Source organism: Humidesulfovibrio sp. (assembly GCF_030689645.1).
Classification (GTDB): Bacteria; Desulfobacterota; Desulfovibrionia; order Desulfovibrionales; family Desulfovibrionaceae; genus Humidesulfovibrio.
Map to the genome: position 1 here is coordinate 1 of NZ_JAUYFU010000109.1, position 22,856 is coordinate 22,856.

19 protein-coding genes and 1 pseudogene are annotated in these 22,856 nt (G+C 62.5%); 6 read left to right on the forward strand and 14 right to left on the reverse strand.

Annotation, left to right across the window (positions count from 1 at the left end; translation table 11 throughout):
• The 7 genes from Q8O35_RS14145 to Q8O35_RS14175 all read right to left on the reverse strand — a co-directional run.
• On the reverse strand, window positions 1-639 hold a 639-nt coding region (locus Q8O35_RS14145), incomplete at its 3' end, for a DegT/DnrJ/EryC1/StrS family aminotransferase (protein ID WP_305574498.1).
• A 219-nt stretch (window positions 640-858) separates the two neighbouring features.
• A complete protein-coding gene (locus tag Q8O35_RS14150) occupies window positions 859-2,997 on the reverse strand; it encodes a hypothetical protein (protein ID WP_305574462.1) in 2,139 nt (712 codons plus the stop codon).
• A 35-nt stretch (window positions 2,998-3,032) separates the two neighbouring features.
• A complete protein-coding gene (locus Q8O35_RS14155) occupies window positions 3,033-5,012 on the reverse strand; it encodes a hypothetical protein (RefSeq protein WP_305574464.1) in 1,980 nt (659 codons plus the stop codon).
• Window positions 5,013-5,852: 840 nt separating this feature from the next.
• Window positions 5,853-6,359 (reverse strand): NUDIX domain-containing protein, encoded by a 507-nt coding sequence (locus tag Q8O35_RS14160; protein ID WP_305574466.1) that lies wholly within the window; start codon window positions 6,357-6,359, stop codon window positions 5,853-5,855.
• Window positions 6,360-6,520: 161 nt separating this feature from the next.
• Window positions 6,521-6,853 carry an antibiotic biosynthesis monooxygenase gene (locus tag Q8O35_RS14165; protein WP_305574468.1) on the reverse strand — a complete coding sequence of 111 codons (333 nt, stop codon included), beginning with the start codon at window positions 6,851-6,853 and terminating at the stop codon, window positions 6,521-6,523.
• Between the two features lie 9 nt (window positions 6,854-6,862).
• Complete coding sequence (locus Q8O35_RS14170) at window positions 6,863-9,403, reverse strand: c-type cytochrome (RefSeq protein WP_305574470.1); 2,541 nt, start codon at window positions 9,401-9,403, stop codon at window positions 6,863-6,865.
• A gap of 3 nt (window positions 9,404-9,406) precedes the next feature.
• Window positions 9,407-10,462, reverse strand: coding sequence for a hypothetical protein (locus Q8O35_RS14175; RefSeq protein WP_305574472.1), 1,056 nt, complete (start codon window positions 10,460-10,462; stop codon window positions 9,407-9,409).
• A 137-nt stretch (window positions 10,463-10,599) separates the two neighbouring features.
• Here Q8O35_RS14175 and Q8O35_RS14180 point away from each other — a divergent pair, with 137 nt between their 5' ends.
• From Q8O35_RS14180 to Q8O35_RS14190, 3 genes are all read left to right on the forward strand, one after another.
• Window positions 10,600-11,412 (forward strand): type III pantothenate kinase, encoded by an 813-nt coding sequence (locus tag Q8O35_RS14180; RefSeq protein ID WP_305574474.1) that lies wholly within the window; start codon window positions 10,600-10,602, stop codon window positions 11,410-11,412.
• A 126-nt stretch (window positions 11,413-11,538) separates the two neighbouring features.
• Window positions 11,539-12,843, forward strand: a complete 1,305-nt coding sequence (gene eno / locus Q8O35_RS14185) for a phosphopyruvate hydratase (RefSeq protein ID WP_305574476.1) — start codon at window positions 11,539-11,541, stop codon at window positions 12,841-12,843.
• 153 nt (window positions 12,844-12,996) lie between these two features.
• Complete coding sequence (locus Q8O35_RS14190; protein WP_305574478.1) at window positions 12,997-13,377, forward strand: hypothetical protein; 381 nt, start codon at window positions 12,997-12,999, stop codon at window positions 13,375-13,377.
• Window positions 13,378-13,463: 86 nt separating this feature from the next.
• Here Q8O35_RS14190 and Q8O35_RS14195 read toward each other — a convergent pair whose 3' ends face one another.
• The 3 genes from Q8O35_RS14195 to Q8O35_RS14205 all read right to left on the reverse strand — a co-directional run bounded on the left by Q8O35_RS14195 (window position 13,464) and on the right by Q8O35_RS14205 (window position 17,019).
• Complete coding sequence (locus Q8O35_RS14195; protein ID WP_305574480.1) at window positions 13,464-14,408, reverse strand: ACP S-malonyltransferase; 945 nt, start codon at window positions 14,406-14,408, stop codon at window positions 13,464-13,466.
• A 31-nt stretch (window positions 14,409-14,439) separates the two neighbouring features.
• Entirely contained in the window at window positions 14,440-15,807 is a 1,368-nt protein-coding gene (gene radA, locus Q8O35_RS14200; RefSeq protein WP_305574482.1) for a DNA repair protein RadA, read from the reverse strand.
• 117 nt (window positions 15,808-15,924) lie between these two features.
• Window positions 15,925-17,019, reverse strand: coding sequence for a tRNA(5-methylaminomethyl-2-thiouridylate) methyltransferase (locus Q8O35_RS14205; RefSeq protein WP_305574484.1), 1,095 nt, complete (start codon window positions 17,017-17,019; stop codon window positions 15,925-15,927).
• Between the two features lie 164 nt (window positions 17,020-17,183).
• Here Q8O35_RS14205 and Q8O35_RS14210 point away from each other — a divergent pair, with 164 nt between their 5' ends.
• The gene (locus Q8O35_RS14210) at window positions 17,184-17,627 is read left to right on the forward strand and encodes a GNAT family N-acetyltransferase (RefSeq protein ID WP_305574486.1); all 444 of its coding nucleotides are present in this window, start codon (window positions 17,184-17,186) and stop codon (window positions 17,625-17,627) included.
• 80 nt (window positions 17,628-17,707) lie between these two features.
• On the opposite strand, the gene Q8O35_RS14215 is transcribed toward Q8O35_RS14210, so the two are convergent.
• Both Q8O35_RS14215 and Q8O35_RS14220 read right to left on the reverse strand, forming a co-directional pair.
• The gene (locus Q8O35_RS14215) at window positions 17,708-18,121 is read right to left on the reverse strand and encodes a universal stress protein (RefSeq protein ID WP_305574488.1); all 414 of its coding nucleotides are present in this window, start codon (window positions 18,119-18,121) and stop codon (window positions 17,708-17,710) included.
• Between the two features lie 211 nt (window positions 18,122-18,332).
• Window positions 18,333-19,568 carry an MFS transporter gene (locus tag Q8O35_RS14220; RefSeq protein WP_305574490.1) on the reverse strand — a complete coding sequence of 412 codons (1,236 nt, stop codon included), beginning with the start codon at window positions 19,566-19,568 and terminating at the stop codon, window positions 18,333-18,335.
• 400 nt (window positions 19,569-19,968) lie between these two features.
• Here Q8O35_RS14220 and Q8O35_RS14225 point away from each other — a divergent pair, with 400 nt between their 5' ends.
• A complete protein-coding gene (locus tag Q8O35_RS14225; protein WP_305574492.1) occupies window positions 19,969-21,213 on the forward strand; it encodes an ammonium transporter in 1,245 nt (414 codons plus the stop codon).
• Window positions 21,214-21,279: 66 nt separating this feature from the next.
• Here the strand turns inward: Q8O35_RS14225 and Q8O35_RS14230 are convergent, their stop codons facing one another.
• A complete protein-coding gene (locus Q8O35_RS14230; protein ID WP_305574494.1) occupies window positions 21,280-21,450 on the reverse strand; it encodes a hypothetical protein in 171 nt (56 codons plus the stop codon).
• Between the two features lie 452 nt (window positions 21,451-21,902).
• Here Q8O35_RS14230 and Q8O35_RS14235 point away from each other — a divergent pair, with 452 nt between their 5' ends.
• Window positions 21,903-22,559, forward strand: coding sequence for a lactate utilization protein (locus Q8O35_RS14235; RefSeq protein ID WP_305574496.1), 657 nt, complete (start codon window positions 21,903-21,905; stop codon window positions 22,557-22,559).
• An 86-nt stretch (window positions 22,560-22,645) separates the two neighbouring features.
• On the opposite strand, the pseudogene Q8O35_RS14240 reads toward Q8O35_RS14235, so the two are convergent.
• Window positions 22,646-22,856: pseudogene (locus Q8O35_RS14240) on the reverse strand (phosphoribosylformylglycinamidine cyclo-ligase); the annotation flags it as partial.

Consider the following 22,856-nt stretch of genomic DNA (forward strand, 5'->3'; position numbering starts at 1 on the left):
GGTCACAGCCCCGGCGATTTGCTCCGGGCGGATGTTCCCGGTGGCGGGGTCCGTGTCGAGAAAAACAGGCACAAGGCCGTGCTGAACCAAGGGCGCCACAGTTGTGGGAAAGCCTGTGGCGGTGGTGATGACTTCGTCGCCGGGCTTGAGACGACGCTCGCCCAGCTTGGGCGAGCACAGCGCCGCAATGGCCAAGAGGTTGGCGGATGAGCCCGAGTTGGCGGTGAGGCAGAAGCGGCGGCCAAGCCAAGCAGCCAGCCGAGCCTCGAAGTCATCGTTGAAGCGGCCGGTGGTGAGCCAGAAGTCGAAGCTCGCATCGACGAGATTCTCCATCTCCTGCGCTCCGTAGCGCTTGCCGGAGACAGGCACGGAGGAGGTGCCGGGCACAAAGGGGCGTGGGGTGTGGAAGGCCTCGTAATGGCTTCGCGCGGCCTGCTTGCCCATGGCGCGCACCAGACGGTTCAACTCCCCATCAGCGAGTGATCCCAGGGCTTTGCACTGGTGGATGTCCACACGGCGTGTATCCCAAAGATCAAGTCGAAGGGACTGGTCTGTTCCATCCGCAGTGGCGACGTGGAAAATGTCTGCTTCCGGCGTGGCTTCCGAGCTTTGAATGACGGCCAGCGCCGAAGATTCCACAAGACGCAATACGACCCCTGCGCCTGGCAGGGACGGATGGCGGACAACTTGGCCAGGGCGCGGTGCTGAGCATTGATCATTCATGGTAGTTTTCTATCCTCAATTTCAGCGCCAAGTCAAGTTGGGCCAGAAAGCTGTTTGTTTTAAAGGGTTGCGATGTTTGCATTGCACCCGCTCTCCCGGCCTTGTTGATGCCCCTGCGGCTTCGTTCAAGGGCATTTACCGGACATAGGCGTCGGCCCCGGAGAGGTCCCTCCGCCGCAGCCCCTTCAGGTCCATGTCCCGCATGTCGAGCAAGGTTTGCAGACTGGAGAATCCGGCAGAGGCAGGGCTTGGCGCACATTCCAGAAGACCCGACACGGCCCCTGAGAACAGCAGTCCAGTCATGGCGAGGTTGGCGCGCAGGGGCTGGGCCTGGGACAGTCCGGTATTGTCAGGAATCCAGCGCATGCTGTTGCGAAATTCGAAGGGCAGCAGCAATAGTGAGGTGCCCTGTGAGTGTGCCTGGATGCGTATGCCTGAAGGCTCCACAGTGAGTGAGACGAACTTGCCGGGGGTGAGCGCCGTGCCGTTGGGCAGAGGCCTGTGGAGTACCACCCGCCGGGCGAAGTTGAAGTCCTTGTCCGTCAGCAAGTCCAGAGCCTCGTTTATTGTGGGGGCCAACGCGTATTCAACCGGGCTGTAGCCGCCAAGGTTGGGTGAGGCCAGTTCATAGAGGTAGGTGGCAGGGGTGTTTTCATGTGCAGCCTCGTGCGCGGCCAAGCTTGCGCCTGGTGCGGAGAACTGGCTAGCGGACATGACGAAGCGCACGCCTGCTGCAGCCAAGAGCGAAGTGTTCAGGCGTGAGAAGTACGTGTGGTTGTAACCCCAGGGTGCAGTTGACGCGCACCGAGAAAATAGCAGGTAGAACGGCAGGCTCAGGCTTGATGTATATATCTCCAGGGTCGGGATGCCGAGCTTGGTGAAGAGCATGCCAGCGTCGCGTTCTGCGAGCAACTGTCCGGCGGATAACCGGGAGGCTAGAAACGCTGCATCCGGGTCCTGGAGGGCCTGTGTGATGGTCGGTTGCTCGGGCGCAGTGAGCCATGCCGTCCTGCCCCGGAAGGCCCCGCCCGGCGGCAAGGCCGTTTCCCGCACCAAGTGCTCGGTTATGGCTGTGTGATCCAGGCCTGGTGGTGGGAATTTGTCCTTGCGGAAGAAGAAGGTGCCGATGGCCGAGATTGCGAGATAGATCAAGCCCGCCAGGAGGAGTGCGCGGCGGCTGGGGAACGGAACATCCAGGCGCCTCCAGCGGCGCGCCGCCGCCGTCCACAGTCGGGAGACGGCATAGGCTGCGGCAAGGGCGTAGAACGGCAGGATGCCGAACTCATAGTAGAGCGGTCGCAACTGGGCGCGGAAGTCATAAGGCTTAAGGTAGCAGTAAGCCACGACAGCCATGATGACAAAGTATGTTAGCAGAAACTGTCCGGCGAAGCGGATGGCACGCCGCGTGTCGCGTAGCATGAAGAACGCGCCTGCAATGGAAAGAGGGATAATGATCCAGGGGCCGCGTGCATTGTGGAACAACAGCGAAACGCGGGTCAGCGTTGGGGGGATGTCCATTATCTCTGCCGTTAGACTGAACCGCGCGCTTTGCATGACCTCGCCGACCATCCAGGTGAGCAGGCCCGTGCCAGCCAGTATGATAGCCGTGAGTAGCAAGAGAACAATCTTCCAGCGCGCCTCCCGTTTGTCCTCGCTGGCTAGCAAAATGAATAGACCTCCGAGGAGGACTAGCGGCGCACTAAAGGCGAAGTTGCTGAAGCTGGCGTGGATGGTGACCGCCGTGAACCCCACGAATGCAAGTGAGGTCAGCCAGTTGCCAACCCCTGGGCCCCTGCCTGCCAGTCGGAAGAACGTGAGCACGAAGATGCTCAACGCGAAGAGATACGAGAAGAATGGCAGGTATGCGTAAGTCGGCCCCAGAGGGACAGGTTGAAACTGTAGTGGAAAGACACACAGTACGCACACCCATGCCCCACATAAGGATTGACGCGTGGTGATGCCGAAAGCGCATTGCAAAGAGTATGTAGCGAGAAACAACAGCAAAGTGCAGATGACGAAGTAGGCGATCATCTGCGCACGCAGGGGTAGATTTGACATAAAGACTAAAGCTGGCAGTGTGCTGATCCCTTCAAACTCGGACATGAAGCCCATGCCTTGCAACGGGTACCAAGACATTTTCAGCGCGGAGTCGTGCCATTGGAAATATTGCTGTATGCGCAACAGTGCGTATTGTCCGTCAAAGCCCTCAAAAATGTAGACGCTATGACGGTAGTAGAAGACAGCCGCCATGCCCGCCAGGAACAGCAGGTTCAACGCTAGCGCGGTGACGTTTCTGCGCGTGTTCGACATTAGTAGCCACTCCGCTCGAATACCAGCCAGCCGCCCTCGCTCCGGGGCGCTCCATAGGCCTGGGTTATGCGCTGACGAACCTCTGCGGCGTAGGCGCGGTTGAAGGCCTTGGGGTCTTCAGGCACAAAGTCTGGGTCCATGCACACGAGAGCCTGCGGCAGGTCCAGCACGGACTGGATGAACTGCTGCTGCTGCTCAGGATTAAAAGCATCACCTGTAATCCGCTGGAACGGCACGAGGGTGTTCCAGCGGGTTACGCTCGCAAGGATGAACATGTTCTCCGAGATGCACACTGTCTGTCGGTCAGCGTTTTGTTGCAGGTAGCTGATTCGTTGCAAGATAGATGCTCCATACTTCGGGCTGACATATATTCCAGAGACTTCACTATACTGCTTGTTGCTGACCGAACTGGTGATGGGCACAAAATTGCGGGCGACTTCTTTGGCTTCATTGATGTTAAGGTTCACAACATATGGAAGAACGACAAGGGCGAACAATATGGCAGGCCAGGATAGCTTTGTCCGCAAAAAAGCGATTTTTTGGTTCTGCCTGATTCGAAATCTCAGCAAGTGCGCGTTTGTGCTGCAAAACAAGAGAACATAGGTCCATAAATTCCAGGTGTGCGGGCGATTGAAGTAGTATGCCCCCCACACCAAAAGGATAACCGCGATGGCGAAACGAAACCTGTCGCGTTGTGTAAGCGTTTCCTCATTCCATTTTATTGCTGATCGAAATAGTGAGTAAAGCGTGTACAAGAAGATAAGTAAAGGCATTGGACTAAAAAACAAAGGCAAGCCTAGGTCAAGACCAGTAAAACCTGAAAAAATAAAAATGTTGAAGAGAATGTTGCGGACCGGCAACGGTCCAAAAAGCAAAACAAGACCAGTATAGTATAAGCCCAGGAAGCCGACGAGCCCGATTCCATACAGAATTGCGCGCGCAACTGCCTCAGAGAGACTTTTCTCGCCGCTGAGCAGCAAGGCGTAGAGCAGGCTGCCGAGGAAGATGCTGATGCCAGTCTCTATGTTTAGACACAGGCAGAATGCTCCGAGAACCCCCAGTGACAGGGCGGCCCCCCGATGCCGGCAGCCTTGGAGGCCCGACATGACGAGAAGGGCCAAGGGAAAGCCCATAAAGCGCAGTGGTCCAGAGGTCGGGGTCAGAACGCTGAAGTGTAAGGTGTTCACCCAGGGTATGGTGAGCGCCAGGACAAGAAACAGCACAAAGGGTCTTCGAGCCCATTGGCGAGCGAATGTGACAAAGAACAGCAAGAAAAGAGCGGATCCAAGCTGTCCAAAACGGGCATAATCGCCGACAGTGAACCGACCAAAGATTTCTTGCCCGGCGGACAGCAATGGTGGCCAAACCATGCTGTAACGAAAGAGAACATCCCGCGCGGGGATATTGTCGAACAAACCGCCTGCCCCGGCGTAAAAAGCCAACAAATGCTCGTCAAGTACAGGGCCATATCCTGGGGCAAGAATGTGGGAAAAGAACCCTGGAAGCGTATAGTAGAGGACCAGCACAGCACTCAACGCGTACCACAAGCGACTGCGCATGCCGAAAATGGATTTGGCAAGTTTCGGCGCGGCAAGGATCACAAGCCCGAGGGCAAGCCCCGCGAGAAATTGATCACGCCCGACACGTGAGTATGAAGCAAAATATAGGCTGGCGGCGAGTAGCGCCGTTGCGCCAATGCTCATGCCGTGACGCCACTTATTGACCTGGTTGACCCAGCTCTCGGGCAGAATGGCTCGCTGCGCGCACATCGGGGCCAACAGTGTCGCAGCGGCGGCAATGCACAGCATCATCTTATGCGCAAACTGCTGGCGCATGCCAACGCTGTCCGCTGTCCAAAACAGCATATTCGACGGCGCGTAGCACACAGCAATGACGATTGCCACGACCAGGACAGACAAGAACCAGCAGAGAGCTTCCGCATGCCTGTTCTGCTGATTTACGGTTCTGTTTTTGGTCATCTTGTTTTCTCACAAAAGAATTGAAGTAAGGCTACTTCTATCTTCTGGCGTGGGAGGCATGAATTTTTTGTCATGGATATGCTGTGAATATTCCAGGAAACCCAAGACAAGGAACGACGCATTGCTTCAAAAGCTCTTTGCAATCAAGGAATAAAATGGAGACCCAGTGCGTGACGCCTTTTGCCAGGTCTTCCAGCAGGCGCGGCCTTGGTCCTACAGCTTGTTCAAATAATCTGTGCGCGCAGGCCCGTGCCAAGCCCGCCGCAGAGCCGGACGACTTCCATGTGGGCGCCCTTGGGCGCACGCGTGGACGCCATGAGGTTAACAGACGATTGCCTTCGGCTCTGTCTCATGATGCGGGGGGACAAAAACATCGTCTGCTTACGTGGGGTTGCATACAGCTCGCTGTCGCGACCGTCAAGGTGGCGTAAAAGCGTCTGGCAATGCGGGAGACATGCTTTCGCCGTTCAAGGTCAAAGCCACTTCCGGCCGCCTAGGGATCCAAAAGTCCAGTTGTCTTTTTCCGTCATGTCCTTGTCTCGCAGGTGTGGCCGAGCGCCCTCTGTCCTCTCGTCGGGCGTGGCCGAAACTGTAATGGCAGCGAGTCCGCCTCGCATGACGCTCGGTGCTGGCTGGCGAAGGTCCGCGCAGCCCCCGGTTCCCTGCGACAAAACGGCTGTCGTGAGGGTCTCAGCGGCAAAATGCCGTGCGCAACATGCTGGTCGAGGGGCTCTGCCGCCCGCTCAAGGGGGCGCAGATTCTGCCGAAAATGTCGGTTGGGGGATCGCCACGCCAGCAGCCGAGGGCTATTAAAGCGCATGGCAATGCAGTTGGCAGGCTTTAGGAGAAATATTTGCTGTAGAAGGAATGAACCGGGATCATGTTTTTCGGAAAAGTGTTATGCCATTCAAGGTGTCCAGGCTCGCCTGGGCTTTGGGGCTGTTGCTGTATGTCCCAATGATCTGGAAGCCGACAAGCGTAAATGAATGTAAGGAAATGGCCCCGGTGTTTTTGCCCCGGATGAATGAGCTCGACAACATCCAAACGGGGCTGCTCCACATCGACGCGGCACCCCAGTTCATGCTCTGCTGTCTTTTGCAGCCTTTCCTCAAGGCTTTCCTGGTACCGCAAGATGCCCCCCGGCACATGCCATCCGCACTCGTAATACGGATCATCACGCCATGCGAGGAGAACACGTCCATTGCGGTCGCGGATTAAAAGATCGACGTTTACGAGGGGGGTTAACGCGGAAATAAACAAAAAAACATCTTCCGGCAAACCTGCATTCGGATTGTCTATGCTGGCCCTGACGCTGGCGAGGATTTCTTGAAGCCGCAATTCTTCCATCTGGTCATCTCACCTCGCTGCTCCAATGCTCACAGGTAAAAGCAACAAGCAGGACATTTGACGGCGCAACCAAAGGACAGCCCCGTCCCGGCCCTAACGATACATGGCGATGGGGGGAATGACTCCCCCCGTTGCGGTCTGGGGCGGCCCCCATCATTCACTTACTTCAATTCCAGCTCCAGCACGTCGTAATGCCGTACATGTTTGTCGGGCACGATCTCGTAGCGTTCATCGCCGGGGTACAGCACGGCGCGTTCCGGGTCATTTCCGGCAAAGGCCTGCACCGCCTCCCACGATTCCCAGAAGGTGGTGAGCCCGATCTCCACGCAGCCGGAGCGTCCGGCATGGCAGGTCTGGTCCATGCGCTCCAGCACCTGGTGCCCCTGGTAGCCTGGGGTTGCACGCGCCTCGCGCACGCCGGTGCGCCCCAGGTGGACCAGGAATCCTTCACGGTGCCGTGTGGGGCACAGGCATTTCCATTCGCGAGCGATCATGCGTGCCGCCTATTTCTTGATCGTGTTTGGATGGTGCGCGTCGATGTCCTTTTTGACCTTGTGGCACATGGCGCAGTTGCCCCGTGCTCCCAGCGGGCGGGCCAGCTTCTGGTATTGCAGCGGCTGAATGACGTCGCGGTCCTTTCCGTAGGGGTTTATGGACGGGTAGAGGGCGTGCTGCGGGCCGTGGCAGGACGGGCAGGAAAGCGCGCCCATCTCGTCCATGCGGTAGCGGAAGCGGTCGTCCGGCTTCTTGGTCCAGTTGCCGAAGGCCTGTGTGGGGTCTGGCGCGCCGAAGTCCTTGTGGCAGGCCAGGCAGTCCGGTGTCTGAACCCAGGCGGTGCGGGGCGTGATGGCCTTCTTGTCCATGCCCTGCGGGGTGATCTGGCTGATGAGCCGCTTGGCTCCGCGCTTGCCCTTGCCGTCAAAGGCTTCGGCCTCGCGCTTCAGAAGAGCCAGGGCGTGGTCTTCCAGGGCGCCGTGGCACGACACGCAGTCGAGCCCTGCCTGGGCGTGCAGGTCGCGCTGGAAGCGGGTGCCGCCGTCGGGGCGGCTGGGGTGGCAGCGGGCGCAGGCCTCGGCTCCCTGGCCCTTCAGGGTGTTGGCGTGGAAGCCGTGCAAGGCGGCGGAAACAGACAAGAGATCGCCTCGGCCTTCCTTGCCGGTGAGCGGGTCGGAGTGGCAGCTGGTGCACTGCACCGGCTTGCCGCCCTTGGCCTGATTGGTGAGTTGGGTACGGTTCAGACGGTCATGAATGCGCAGAATGTTCATGCCGGTTTCGCCGCTGATGTTGCCCTTCCTGTCGCCGCCGCCGTGGCAGTTGGCGCAGGCCACTTCGTCGGAAACAGGCAGGGCCACGCGGGTGCGGCCAAGGATGTCTCCGGTGGTCTTGTCGCGCGCCTCGATGGTGGCCAGCGGATACGGGTTCAGGGTGTCGCCGGGGTTGCGGGGCGAAAGCGAGAGCTGGGCCAGGAACCAGTCGCGGCCCTCGCGCGGGTTCATGTTGCCCGAGGCCGCGCCCCCCTCCACCGCGTAGGTCAGGTTCACGTTGTCGGTTATCTTGCTTGGCCCGTCGCCGCGCTTGATGAGCTGGGCGTTGAGCTCAAGCTGCGGCGGCCGCAGGGAGAAGGCTCCCTGGGACTCCACCACCATGTGCATGCCCAGGTCGGGCCAGGCCAGCAGCACGTATTCGTCCTTGGCCGGGTTGAAGGCCGGAATTTCAGTGTCCTGGCCGGTGAGGACGACGGCGGCCTGCGCCTCGTCCTTGTGGCCGCCCAGCACCTCGGCGAGGTAGGAGGCCAGGGCCTCTTTCTCGGCCTGGTTGCCCACAAAGGGCGGCATGGCCGGGTTGACCTTGGAGATGGCTCCGATGAGCGCCACCATGCCGCGCTGGGTGAGGGTAGCCGTCCAGGGCTTGATGTTGTTCATGGGGCCGCCGAGAGAGTGGCAGCTTGAGCACTGGTGCTGGTACAGCTCGGCCCCAGCGGCCAGCTTGTTTTCTGCCGTCACCTCGCGGATGCGCGCCCATTTCGCCGTGGCCAGGTAGCCCTGGGCGCTTGTGGTTTCTTCGGTGCCGACGCGGATGCCGTTGGAGTATGTGTGGTCGTAGATGAGGAAGGGCTTGCGCGCGGCTTCGCGCACGAACTCGAAGCTGCCGATGATGCCCCAGCCAGTGAGCAGCACAAGAAGCGCCAGGGGGAAGCGGATGCGGCTGGGCGTCTTGACCGCCAGCACCAGGGCTCCAAGGGCCGCTGCCCCGGCGAAGATCTCGAAGTACTTCACGAAGCCGGAGATTCGCGCCGAGCGGAGCATGACCATTTCATACTGGGGCAGGGGCAGCGCCTTGATGTACCACCAGCCCGCGCCAATGCAGACGATGAGCGGCAGGATGGTCCAGGCTGCGGCCATGCGCACCATGCGTTCGCGGGAAAGCTCGTCGCTGATGCGTGTGGCGGTGACGAAGCCGAACAGACCGGCCATGGACAGGCAGATGCCCGTGCGCAGCACCAGTTGCGGCCAGAAGCTGGGGTTCATGAAGCCGTCCCAGAAACTGCGCGTGGCGAGCCACTGGCCTGGGGTCAGCATGAAGCCGATGATGCCGTTGATCATGAACAGGGAGAGGAAGGCGAAAAGGAAATAAAACCAGCCGATGCGGATATGGTCCGCCGGGTCCATGTGGTCGAAACCGTAATAGTAGATGATCAGGGCGATTATCTCGGCCAGGAAGAACACCCACTCCGTGGCGAACCCGTATACGAAGACTTTGATCAGCGTGCTGGTGGCCTGGGGCGACAAGAGCCCGATGGTGAACCAGATGCCCACGCCCGTTACGCCGCCCGCAACCATGGTGATGAGCAGGAAGAAGCGCGTGTGCTTCTTGACATGGGCGATGAGCACCGGGCTGTTCAGCCTGCGGGCGTAAATCTCCGAGAGGACAAGGTAGAGCCCGCCGCCCACGGCGAAGTGGGCCAGAAACACGTGAAAAGTGCCGATGAGCGCGATCCAGAAGCCGCCGGCCAGGGATCCCAGGTGCCAGATTGGATATTCCATGGCTTACCCCTTCCCCGCCGCTTTGGGGGCCGTCTTGAAATATAGCTTGAGCATGTAGGCGATGACAGCGAGTCCAAGGACGAGAGAGACCACGAACATAAGCAGCGGCGTTATCTCGTTCTTGACCGGCAGGCTGGCCGGGGTGAAGTAGGGGGCCAGCGTGAACAGGCGCACCTGGCTGCGGGTGACGGCCATGAACAGCACCGAGCCCACGGTGAGCACGGCCGCCAGGGCCGGCTTCTTCTGCACGCCCGCCATGAGGCCAGCCAGTCCCAGCAGCACGCCTGCGCCCAACAGGCCAGTGGCCAGGGGGCTTTGCCCCATGAAGGCAAGCATCACAGGCCTTGGCAGAGCCATGAGCAGCCAGCCGCCCACCAGGATCTGCACCATGGTGATGCGCGTGAACCAGGCCAGCCCAAGGTCCACCCAGTCTGGGCGGCGCTTCTTTTGCCCCAAAATCGCGACATACAGCCCTGCCACGGCGGGTGCGGCCAGCAGCACGTGGGTGTAGCGCGGCCACAGGGTGGGATCGGAAAGGTTCAGCAGGCTGCCGCGCGGGTTGTCCATGTAGGCGGTCCAGGCTTCGGGCCGAAGCATCAGCGTCATGTTGTTGGCGAGCAGGAAGCCTGTGTACAGCAGGAAGCAGAGCGACACAGCCAGCGCAAGGCGCGAGACGCCCGGCGCGGAGTGGAACTTGGCGTCATGCACGTAGAGGCCGTAATAGCCGATGATTACGGCGGCGATGGCCGAGAGCCACCAGCCGGCCATGAGCACCGAGCTTGTGTACAGGAATTGCCCGTAGAGCACCTGCACGAAGAGCAGCGGGGCCACGCCGAAGTTGATGGTCAGGGCCAGGAGGGTGGGGGTGCGGTGCCCCAGTTCGTGGGCCAGGTCGGTGTGCTTGCCCGTCAGGCGGCCGAAAAAGGCGATGACCGCCGAGCCGACGGTGAGGTTCATGAACAGGATGTGCAGGGCGAAGGTGAGCACGAGCAAGGCTTCGAACCAGCCCCAGGGGGAGGGAATGGCCTCGGCAGCCGGAATGAGCCGGACGGGATCCATGTGTATTCTCCTTGACGGATGTCTATGATGCGGCAATACACCGAGCAGGGCGCGCTGGCAACGAATTGTTCCTATGTATTTGACCCGGCACCAGCTGCGCCTACTACCCTTTAAAGGCTTCCCTGCAGGAACGGTAAATGGATACAGTGATTCTGCTCGACGTAGGCAACACCAACGTCAAGGTGGGCCTGGCCCGTCCCGGCCAGGGGCTCATCTCCTGCTATGCGCTGCCCACGGCGCCCTCCGGCAACGTGGGCACCTCTGATGGCTGGGGCCTCAAGCTGCTGGACATTTGCCGGGTGGAGAACGTGACCCCCGGCGAGGTGGCTGGCTTCGTGGCTTCCTCGGTGGTGCCGCCCATGAACCCGGTGCTTTCCCGTGCAGCGGCGCGCTTTTTCGACCGTCAGGTGCATTTCGCTCCGGGCGACATCCCCATCCCCATCGAGAACCGCTACGCGCGGCCCGCAGAGGTTGGCGCGGACAGGTTGGTGACGGCCTACGCCGCGCGGCAGCTCTCCAGCGCACCGGCCCTCGTGGTGGTGGACTTCGGCACCGCCACCACTTTCGATTGCGTGGTGGGTGAAGCCTTCGTGGGCGGGCTCATCTGTCCGGGCGTTTTGTCCTCTGCGCGGGCTTTGGCCACGGGCACGGCCAAGCTGCCGCACATCACCCTGGAAACCGGCCCCGCACGCGCCGATGGCGGTCTGGACATCGGCACCAGCACATCCCAGAGCCTGAACATCGGACTCATTCATGGCTTTGCGGCCATGGTGGACGGCCTGGCCCGGCGGCTTGCCGCAACGCTTCTGCCCGGTCGCGAGGCCGAGGTGCGGCTGGTCGCCACCGGGGGCTTCGCCGCGCGCATCGCGGAAGTGTGCCCAGCCATTCACGAAGTGCGTGAGGATCTGCTCATGGAAGGACTCTGGCGCGCCTGGCTTGCGTCGCGGTAAAGCCTTCTTCCGAATTCTGTCCGCAAAATGTCACGGGAGAGTATTTGAATCCGTGACAGAAATGATATATTGCTCTGCATGCGACACTTCGTCTGACACCACGGTTCACAAAACCAAGGAGCACATATGAGCACCATTATCGCTGTCTGGGCCCGCGAAATTCTGGATTCCCGCGGCAATCCCACAGTTGAGGTCGAGGTTACCTACGAATCCGGCGCTTCCGGCCGTGCGGCCGTACCCTCCGGCGCCTCCACCGGCAGCCGCGAGGCGCTCGAACTGCGCGACGGCGACAAGAAACGTTACGGCGGCAAGGGCGTCAGCGTCGCGGTGAACAATATCCGCGAGGAAATCGCCAACGCCATCGTGGGCATGGACGGACTGCGCCAAGTGGCGCTGGACAATTCGCTCATCGACCTGGACGGCACGGACAACAAGGGCCGCCTGGGCGCCAACGCCATTCTGGGCGTGTCCATGGCCAATGCGCGCGCTGCGGCGAATTTCCTGGGCATTCCGCTGTACCAGTACCTGGGCGGCGTCAACGCCAAGCTGCTGCCTGTGCCCCTCATGAACATCATCAACGGCGGCGCCCACGCGCCCAACAACCTGGACATCCAGGAGTTCATGATCCTGCCCCTTGGCGCAGAGACCTTTGCCGACGCCCTGCGCATGGGCGCGGAGACCTTCCACATGCTGCGGGAGATCCTCGCCAAGGACGGCCACGTGACCAGCGTGGGCGACGAGGGCGGCTTCGCCCCCAACCTGAAGAGCCACGCCGAGGCCCTTGAGTACATCATCCGCGCCATCGAGGCCGCGGGCTACAACCCCGGCTACGAGATCGCCCTGGGCATGGACTGCGCCGCCAGCGAGTTCTTCGACAAGGGCAAGTACAACCTGAAGGGCGAGGGCAAGATCCTGTCCAGCGCCGAGATCATCGACTACTACGCCGACCTCGTGTCGCGCTTCCCCATCGTCTCCATTGAGGACGGCATGGCCGAGGGCGACTGGGAGGGCTGGACCAGCATGTCCGACCGCATGGGCAACGACATCCAGCTGGTGGGCGACGACGTGTTCGTCACCAACCCGGACATCCTGGCCGAGGGCATTGAGCGCGGCGTGGCCAACTCCATCCTCATCAAGCTGAACCAGATCGGCACCGTCACCGAGACCCTCGACACCATCGAGATGGCCAAGCAGGCCGCGTACACCACGGTTGTGTCGCACCGCAGCGGCGAGACCGAGGACGCCTTCATCTCCGACCTGGCCGTGGCCGTGAACGCCGGGCAGATCAAGACCGGCTCCCTGTGCCGCAGCGACCGGTTGGCCAAGTACAACCAGCTCCTGCGCATCGAGGAGGACCTGGAGGACGAGGCCATCTACTACGGCCCCATCCTGGCCGAATCCTGGTTCGCCCACGATCACGAAGAAGAGTAGGCCGCAAGGCTTGCGACCAAGCTGAAACCAAAGGCCCCGTTGGAAGACGGGGCCTTTTTTGTGCCTCCGCCAGATCTCATGCCCCTTTACTTTGCCTGCGATCCGATGGATATTCGAGCATAAGTAAAATTCCCATAAACACGGGAGGCCCCTATGCACGCGGATTCATCCCTGACCAAGCACGAGAACGAGTTGTCGCGCTCCTTGCGCCAGCGCGTGAACAGCGCCGAGAGCACCCAGGACGTGCAGAACGCCTTCGCTGCGTTCCTGCGCGATATGCTGAGCCGGGCAACCGGCTCGGAAGTGGTGCTGGACGAGGGCGACGTGCGTGTTGATCCCAAGGTCGAGGACGGCTTTATCCTCGGGCCGGGCATCACCGCGAACAAGGACTTCGCGGGGTTCCTGGAGCGCTCGGACCTCTTGCCCATCCTGCGCCGCCAGGCCATCGACTCCGTGAACCGCATCAACCACCTGGGCAAGAACACGGTGCGGGCCGAAGCCAAGATCTTCCAGAGGCCGGACCGCAAGTTCTAGCCCGCCCCGAGCTTTTGTAGAATGCAGAAAGGCCCGGCCACCCCCAAAAGGGCAGCCGGGCCGCGTTGTTTTGCGATGGGCGGAGGCTAGAGCGCCATGAGGGCGTCCATGCTGCCCGCGCTCTGGGCGATGGCGTCGTTCACGTCTTCCAGGTTCTGGCCCACCATCTTGGTCAAGACGGCCTTGGGGCCGAGCTCCACAAACCGCCGCGCGCCAGCGCCGTAGAGCGACTGCATGGTGGTGGTCCATAGCACGGATGACGTCATCTGCGCCGTGAGCATGGCCTTCAGCACGCCGGGGTCGCGCTCCAGCAGGCCGGTGACGTTCATGCACACCGGGAACTGTGGGGGCTGCCAGCGCAGGCCGTCCAGCACCTTGGCGAAGGCGTTGGCGGGCTCGCTCATGAGCGGGCTGTGGAACGCGCCGGAAACGGCCAGGGGCACTGCGCGGCCTTTGGCTTCCTTCACCAGCGCGGCTGCGGCGTCGAGGGCGGGCTTTTCGCCGGAAAGCACGAACTGGGCCGGGGAATTGTGGTTGGCGATGCGCAGGAACGCGCCGCTCTGCTTGGCGGCCTTGTCCACGATCTGCTCCACGGTTTGCAACGGCAGTTTGACTACCGCAGCCATGCCGTGGCCTTCCTTGCCCGCGCCGGCCATGAGCTTGCCGCGCTCGCACACGGCCTTGACGACATCCTCCACGCCCAGCACGCCCGCAGCGGCGAGGGCCGAGAACTCGCCCAGGCTGTGGCCCGCCGCGCCGATGGTCTGCATGGACGCGGCCTTGTCCTTCAGCGCCAGCCACAGGCTCACGTTGACCACGGTGAGGGCGGGCTGCAGGGCTTTTGTGTCGCTCATTTCCGGGGCCGGGGCGGCGTCTTGGGCGCCCCAGTATATTTCGCGCAGCTTGAGGCCGGAGTGCTTCTCGGCCAGCAGCCAGAGGTCCATTGCCGAAGCCTGGGCCTCGGCAACGTCGCGGCCCATGTTCAGCTCTTGCGAGCCCTGGCCGGGGAACAGAAAAGCGGTGGGCAGCATCAGCGTCTCCTTATGCTTGAATGAGGGTCCATCAGGCCTGGGCCTTGCCGAACAGGGCGCGGCGCAGGTCGTCCAATGTCTTGCAGGTGCCGGAGTGCAGCAGCGGGGCGTAGCCCAGGCGCGAGGCCTGCTTGAGGCGCGTTTCGTGTCCGGCCACCGGGCGCACATGGCCGTTCAAGTCCAGCTCGCCCCAGAACACCGCGCCCTCGGGCAACGGCGCGTCGTAGTACGAGGAAAGCACGGCGGCCGCAAGCCCCAGGTCCAGGCCGGGGTCGCGCAGGGCCAGGCCGCCGCCCTGCTTCACGTAGATGTCGAATTGGCCCAGGGGCAGCTTGAGGCGCTTTTCCAGCACGGCCAAGAGCAGGTGCAGGCGGTTGGCGTCAAAGCCCAGGGCGGCGCGGCGCGGGATGGCCAGAAAGCTCTTGGTGGCAAGAGCCTGAATTTCAACAGCAAATGGTCGCTGGCCGTCCATGGCCACGGACACCGCTGCGCCGGAGAGGGTGGCGTCGCGCGCGCCGAGGAAGAATGTCGAGGGGTCGTCCACCACGGACAGCCCCTTTTCCTCCATGGTGAACACCAGGAGTTCGTCGGAGGGGCCGAAGCGGTTTTTGAGCACGCGCAGCACGCGGGAGTAGTCGCGCCGGTCGCCTTCCAGGTAGAGCACGGTGTCCACCATGTGCTCCAGCAGTTTCGGCCCGGCGATCTGGCCGTCTTTGGTCACGTGGCCCACCAGCACCAGGGTGGCCTGGGAACGCTTCACCGCCTCCACCAGCTCGCCGGCCACGGCGCGCACCTGGCTTACGCTGCCGGGGATGCCCTCGGCGCGGGGGCTGGCAAGAGTCTGCACGGAATCGACGATGATCAGGCCGGGCTGCGTCCCCATGTCGGCCACGACGTTCAGGGCCTCGTCGGCGTTGTTGGTGGCCAGGGCCAGCAGGCCGGGGCCAAGCAGGCCCAGGCGGTTCGCGCGGCTGCGGATCTGCGCCAGGGATTCCTCGCCCGACACATAGACCGTGGGGCCCGCGGAGTTGCTTTTTTGCCCAAGGTCCGCTTGGCAGGCCGCCAATTGCAGAAGCAGGGTGCTTTTGCCCACGCCGGGCTCGCCGCCAAGAAGCAGCGCAGCGCCGGGCACAAGTCCTGATCCGAGCAGGCCGTCCAGGGCCGGGATGCCTGTTGGCCGGGCGTGAACCGCGTCGCCGCCCAGGTCTTCCAGGGCCTCGGGCGCGGTCAGGCTGGCCAACCGCTTGCCCGTGCCGCGCGCGCTCCAGCCGCCCAGGGCCGAGGACGCAGCAACCACCTGCATTGTGTTCCACTCGCCGCAGCCGGAGCATTGCCCGGTCCAGCGCGGGCTTTTGGCCCCGCAGGCCGAGCAGAGGAATTCTTCACGCTGTTTCGCCATGACCCGTATATGCCCGGTTTGGCCGCCCATGACAATGCGTGACGGCAACGGGCAAAACAAATCGGCCCCGGCAGGACGTTTTGTCCTGCCGGGGCCGCGTTCACTTGGCGCTGCAACCTAGGGCTTGCGCTTTTTCCAGGCGTTCAGGGCGCTGCTCTTGGGTTCGGCCCAATTGAGGGGCGTCTGCCGCGCCGGGATGACGGAGAGTTCGGTGACCTCGCCGCCGCGCAGCAGAAGCACGGTCACCTGATGTCCGGCCTCGGCCTCGGCCCGTGCGCGGGGGGAGTACGAGGCGGCAAAGGCTGCGGCGTCGGCCAGCACATGCTCCGGCCAGGCTTCGGGGCGGGCGTCGGTGGGAGCTTTCGGCGCATACTGCCGTCCCAGGGCCAGGGGACCGGTGACGTCCTTGAGCCGGAAGCGCAGGTCGTTCGGTCCGCAGGCGGCCTCCAGGGCTTCGTTGGCCTGCTCGTTGCGGCCTATGGACAGCCAGTAGGGCCCGGCCCAGTATTGCCGCGCCAGGTGCGAGAGGTGGAAGTCACGCGGTCCTGGCTCGGCCATATTGATGATGATGGGCAGGTAGCGCGCGGCGGGTTCGGCCTCGGCCAGGCGGCAGCCGCCAGCCGGGGTGGGGATGTCGGTGATGCCGAAGTGCGCGGCCAGGTCCAGCTGCTCACGGCGGCCCCGGCCCCAGATGCCCGGCAGAAGCGAACGGTCCACCAGCCCGGAGGTTTCCATCTTCGTGGGGCCGAGCTTCTGGGCCGAGAGGGGGCGCAAAAGAATGTCGGCCACGCCCGCGCCCTTGCGGATGAGGTTCAGGGCGTCGGCGCGCTGGCTCATGGGCCGCTGGCCCAGCACCTCGCCGGAAACCAGGAAGCTGGCGCCGAAGCGCTCCAGCAGGCCGCGCGCGTGGCGCAGCATGAGGATCTTGCAGTCCACGCAGGGGTTCATGTGCTTGCCGTAGCCGTGCTCCGGGGCCACCAGCATGTCCAGGTACAGGCGGCGCACATCCACGGGCAACGCCTCGATGCCGTAGGTTTTCTTCCAGTGGTCCAGCAGGTGCGGCTTGCCGAAAAACGGGCTCACATAGTGCAGGCCAAGGACGTTCAACCCCTGTTCCTGCAAGACTTTAATGGCGAGAATGCTGTCCAGTCCGCCGGAAAAAAGCGCCAGCGCGTGCCAGGGACGGCCAAGGTAACGATCAGAGATGTCCATGCGCGCGCTCTTACGTGAGTGGATGCCCGAGGGCAAGCGTCCAGGGAGCAGCGGGCCGGGGGGATTCTTGACGACGCGTCGCCAGGGCGAATAGAACCCTGACCATGGGCTCCGGCAGGGTGCGGCATGCGGATGTTATTTGCGAGGATGAAGGAGAAGTGAGTATGGACAGTGCAGTGCGCGGCGTGGAGCAAGCTGAGCGGGTGGAGCTGCTGGCGCTTTGGGAGGCTTCGGTGCGCGCCACCCACGATTTCTTGTCCGAGGCGGACATCGCTGCGCTGAGGCCGCAGATCATGAACGAATATTTCGATCTGGTTGAGCTGCGCTGCCTGTGCGGGACCCAGGGCGAGATACTGGCTTTCATGGGTACGGCGGGGGAGCGTCTGGAGATGCTTTTCGTCCACCCGGAGCACAGGGGCCAGGGCCTGGGCGGGCGGTTGGCGCGGCATGCCATGGGCGCGCTGGGCGTGCGCGAGGTGGATGTGAACGAGCAGAACCCGCAGGCCCTGGGCTTTTACTTGCGCCTGGGCTTTGAGGTGGCGGGGCGTTCGGCCCTGGACGGCCAGGGCAGGCCCTTTCCGTTGCTGCACCTGCGTCTGCCAAGCTGAACCTGGCCGCGCGCAGGAACGCCCGGTCCTGGCCGCATGACCAGAACCGGGCGCATCGTAGAAAAACCGGGCGTGCGGGTTTAGCGCACAACGAGCACGGAGCAGGGGGCCAGGGCGATGACCTTGGCGGCCACGCTGCCCAGGAACAGCTTGCGTGCGCCCTTCTTGCCGCGCGTGCCCATGACGATGAGATCAAAGCCGCCCTTTTGCGCGGCGTCCACAATGATCTCTTCAGGCGATACTCCAGAATCCAGTATTTCCTTGGCCTCGACCCCGGCTGCCTTGGCCAAGGCCTTGGCTGCGCCCAGCGCCTTCGAGGCCTTCTCACGCAGGCGGTCGGTGGCGGTGGCGCCGAACAGGCTCTCCATGTCTTCCACGGCTTCGGCCACGGCGAGGAGCGTCAACTCGGCCCCTTCCTTCTTGGCCATGGCGGCGGCGCGCGAAACGGGCAGCAGGGCGGAATCGGACGGATCAACTGCGACGAGAATCTTCATGAGTAGCCCCCTTGGTTTGGATGCACAGTGCAATTAGGGGTCTTGGTCGAAGCTGAACCCTGTCGCGACCCCGTGAGGCAGGGCTTGGCATGAGGCTTTATTCAGTATGAAAGATATGTGAAAAAACGAACAAGTCAAGAAAAAAAGCACCACATTCTCGCGCATCTTTGTGAAGGGCGGGCGCCAGAATGTTGCCGCAGCGCGTCCCCTTCTACTTCTGTATTTCGTTTTCGGCCATGATGCGCGCCACGGGCCGAACGCAGAGTGCGGCGGCGAACATGAGAGCGCCTGCAATGCCGAATAAGACAGCATGTCCCAACTCCCCGGCCATGATGGCCCCGCCCAGGAACGGCCCCACAAAGAACCCCGCATCCACCGCCACCATAAGCAGATTAGCGTTGTAGGCGCGCAGGCGCGGACAAGAGATGTTGAACATGCTGGAGTTGATGAGCGGCATGGTCAGCGCCATGCCTGTGCCGTAGAGCGCAGCCATGCCCAGGAGCGCCGCTGGCTTGCCCGCATGGGCGAACAGCGGCACCAGAATGCCGAGCCCAAGGAAGGTTGCGAGAAGGGTTCGCACCTTGTCGATTCTGTTCAGGAGGTTGCCGCCCAGCACGCGCACGAAAATGGTCGTGGCGTTGGCGCAGGTGAAGAATGCGCCGGGGTTGACCGCGCCGATGCCGGCGGCGAAGTCGCGCATGAAGAAGAACACGATGGCGTGGGCCGCCACCAGGAAGAAATTGGCTGTCACAAGCAGCATGACGCCGAGAGACTTGAAGGCCAAGCGCACTTCGCTCCAGCCTGGCCGCTCCAGGTGCGAGGCGGGCAAGACGGCTGCGCGGGCCCGGCTGCGCCGTCCCAGGGGCACCAGCAGCAGAAAGGCCGGGAGCATGAGCGGCGCGGCCAACGCGTAGGCTTGGCCGTGGCTTGAGAGGTGGGGCAGCAGCATTTCAACGAAGGGCGGCATGATGGCGTAGGGCAACAGGATTGTGGCTGAAAACAGGCCGAAGCCCTGGGCGCTTTTATCGCGCGGCAAGAAGGCCATCAGGGTGCCCATGAGCCCGGCCACCACGGTGACGAAGCCCAGGCCGTGCAGGATGCGCACGACCGCCAGCACAGGGATGGTAGAGGCAAAGGGGTAGCAAAGCAGCGAGACCGTCGCCAGGGCCATGCCAGCGCGCATGAACTGCACCCCGTTCTTGAGGGACAAATAGCGGCCCAGGAAGGGGCGCACGACGAGCGCCGTAAGGGGCTCAAGGGCCAGGAGCGGGCCGCGCCACGCCGGAGGTATGCCCAGCTCCGTCAGGTAGCTGTAGAAGCCATAGAAGATGGATATGTTGCAGAAGGCCAGCACGCTGATGGCGCAGATGGCCGCGAACTCGAAGCTCAAAAGCTTTTGGTCGGCGGCGCTGTCGATGCGTGGCTGGTCCGGTTCTTGGGCGGACATAACCGGGTCCTGTATCTGCGCTGGGCGCGTTCTGGCGAGGATTCGCGGCACGCCATCGGGCAGGGGCCAGGGATAGCAGAGGCCAGAACGGTGCGCAATGCTTCTGCCGGGCTGCCGGCCTGGTGGGCCTGCTGCCGGAATTGGCAAAAAAACCAATAGTCGCATGGATCAGGATCAGTGTGTGCGGCTTTTGTGTTATTTTTTTTATATTAAAATGGTGTTGAGAATTCAAAGAATACGTTTTTGTCAAAACAGACTGAAAATTTGTCTTTCCTCGATAAAGGATTCTGTCTATGAATGCCCTGTCGCCGTACGGGGCAGGCGGCGCTCCCTTTCAGCCCGGTCGGCGGAACCAGCGCCGGGAACCTTCCTTCCGCGCCCCACGACGAGGGAGAGCCATATGATCCAGGCGGGAGACACCGCATTCGTCCTCATTTGCGCGGCCCTTGTGCTGCTCATGACGCCGGGCCTGGCCCTGTTTTATGGCGGCATGGTGCGCGGCAAGAATGTGCTGGGCACCTTTATGCAGAGTTTCTTCCTCATCGCGCTCATCACCTTCGAGTGGGTGATTCTGGGCTACTCCATGAGCTTCGGGCCCGACGTGGGCGGGATCACCGGCAATCTGGCCTGGGCCTGGCTATCCGGCGTGGGCGCTGCGCCAAACCCGGACTACGCTGCCACCATCCCGCACTCCGTGTTCATGATCTATCAGTGCATGTTCGCGGTTATCACACCGGCGCTCATCACCGGCGCCTTTGCCGAGCGCGTGCGCTTCGCCCCCTTTCTGGTGTTCAGCCTGCTTTGGGCGCTGCTGGTCTACAACCCCGTGTGCCACTGGGTCTGGGGCTCCGGCGGCTGGCTCAAGCTTCTTGGCGTCGTTGACTTCGCAGGGGGCATCGTGGTGCATCTGACCTGCGGCGCAGCGGCCCTGGCCGCCGTGTTCGTGGTGGGCCCCCGGCGCGACTACGGCAGGCGGCAGTTCTTCCCGCACAACCTGCCCATGACCCTCATGGGCACGGGGCTTTTGTGGTTTGGCTGGTTCGGCTTCAACGGCGGCAGCGCCCTCGCCGCTGACGGCGTGGCGGCCACGGCTTTTGTGTCCACCCACATGGGCGGCATGGCGGGCATGGCCATGTGGACCATCGTTGAGTGGTGGCACCGGGGCAAGCCCACCACACTGGGTGCGGCTTCCGGGGCTGTGGCTGGTCTGGCCACCATCACCCCGGCTGCGGGCTTCGTCACTGCGCCTTCGGCCATGGTCATCGGCCTGGTGGCGGGCGGGGCCTGCTACCTGGGCGTGCTGGCCAAGGCGCGCATGGGTTACGACGACAGTCTGGACGTTGTGGGCATTCATGGCTTGGGCGGGCTCATCGGCACCCTCATGGCGGGCCTGCTGGCCACCAAGGGCGTGAACGCCGCAGGCGTGGACGGCCTGTTCTACGGCAATCCTGCACAGTTCGGCATCCAGGCCTTGGGCGCTGGCGTTGTGGTGGCATATGCCCTGGTTCTCAGTTGGGCGCTCTTGAAGCTTGTGGATAAGACCATGGGGCTGCGTCTGGCCCCGGAGGCCGAGTCGCAGGGGCTGGACCAGGCCGAGCATACCGAGACGGCCTACAGCGACAGTCTGGACATCGGCTCGCGCTAGCGGACACAAAGAATGACGAAGCCTCCGGCGTAGCACTCCACGCCGGGGGCTTTTTGCGTTTGGGCATCACTTGGGGCGCACCAGCCGCCAGGTGACGCTCTTGCCGCACCAGGGCGGCATGATGTTCCCCCTGAAAAGTTCGGCGGCCGATTCCGGATGGCCGACAACCTCCCACAGGCCTGACTCCGGGCAATCTTCTCCAGATTTCGCTGTGGTGCCGTGGGGGGTGGGGGGCATGAGAACTCCTGCTCAGCGTTTGAAACATAGTAGCAGCCGCCACGACAAAGTCAACGTAGACTCTGTATCGGTTGCCATGTTTTCTCTGGGGTTCGGGTGATAATCGCGGTTCGCCCAAGAAAGGCGGGGTGTAGATGGCTGCTGGTGCAGTGCCCATATGACAATCGAACGAGGGCGGCGGGCATGAGGTTGCCTCGGAGACCAAGCAGCGGCGGCAGGCAAACCCCGAGGGCATGCCAGACGCCGGAGCGAAAGCAGCTTTGCCCTGCGCGGGCGATGGTTGTTCCTGGCTTCTCCTCGCATCGGACCTCAGAGAAATTTTTATACTATGCGTAGTATTTTGTTTTGGGAAGGTCAATGGGGGTGTTTGGATTGATACGAACACTCGTGTGATTGACTGGCGTCTTGGGCTGAGGGCATAGTGGCCCACACGTCGGGCAAGGAGGATTTTCATGGAAACGCCGGTTCTTCAGCAGCGGGAGAAGCTCTCTGCGCATCTCATCAAGCAGTTCGGCCACAGGCGCATTGCCGCCAGTTATTGCGCCACGGCCCAGGAGGCCAAGGCCGAGGTTTTGCGGCTTATCCCCAATCCGGCCAGCGTCAGCCGCTGCGGCTCGGAGTCCGTCGGGCGCCTCGGGCTATGGGAGGCCATCGGCGGCCTGCCCGGCGTGACGCTCATGGACCCTTATGCTCCGGGCATGACTCCGGCGGAGGCTTTCGAGCTCCGCCGACAGGCGCTGCTGGCCGACGTGCTGGTCACCAGCAGCAACGCCCTCACCCTGGACGGGAGGCTGGTGAATCTGGACGGCATGAGCAACCGCGTGGCGGGCATGCTTTTCGGGCCGCGCAAGGTGTTGCTGCTTGTGGGCATGAACAAGGTGGTGGCCGACCTCGATGCCGCCTTTGCCCGCGTGCGCACCATCGCCGCCCCGGCCAATAATATCCGCCTGGCCGGAGCCCTGGGGCTCAAGAATCCCTGCGTGGAGGACGGCCGTTGCCACAACTGCCGCAGCGAGACGAAAATCTGCAATTCCTGGGTCGTCATCGAGGGCTCGACCATCAAGGACCGCATCCATGTGGTGCTTGTGGGCGAGGACTTGGGCTACTAGGCGCGCTTTTTTGGCGTGCCGGTCCGCCGGAATACAAAAAGCCCCGGCGAACCGGGGCTTTTTGTGTTGTGATGCTGCGTTGCAGGCTACTCCGGGAAGTGCACCTGCACCTGCTCCTGGTCGTCCACGCGGGTCTTGATCTCGCCAATGACGAAACCGGCCACGTCCATGCCCGACAGGCGGTTCATGATGTCCTCGGCAACATCCTTTTTAGCGATGAGCACGTAGCCGATGCCGGTGTTGAAGATCTGCATCATTTCCGGCCAGGACAGGCTTCCCTGGTTCTTGAGCCACAGA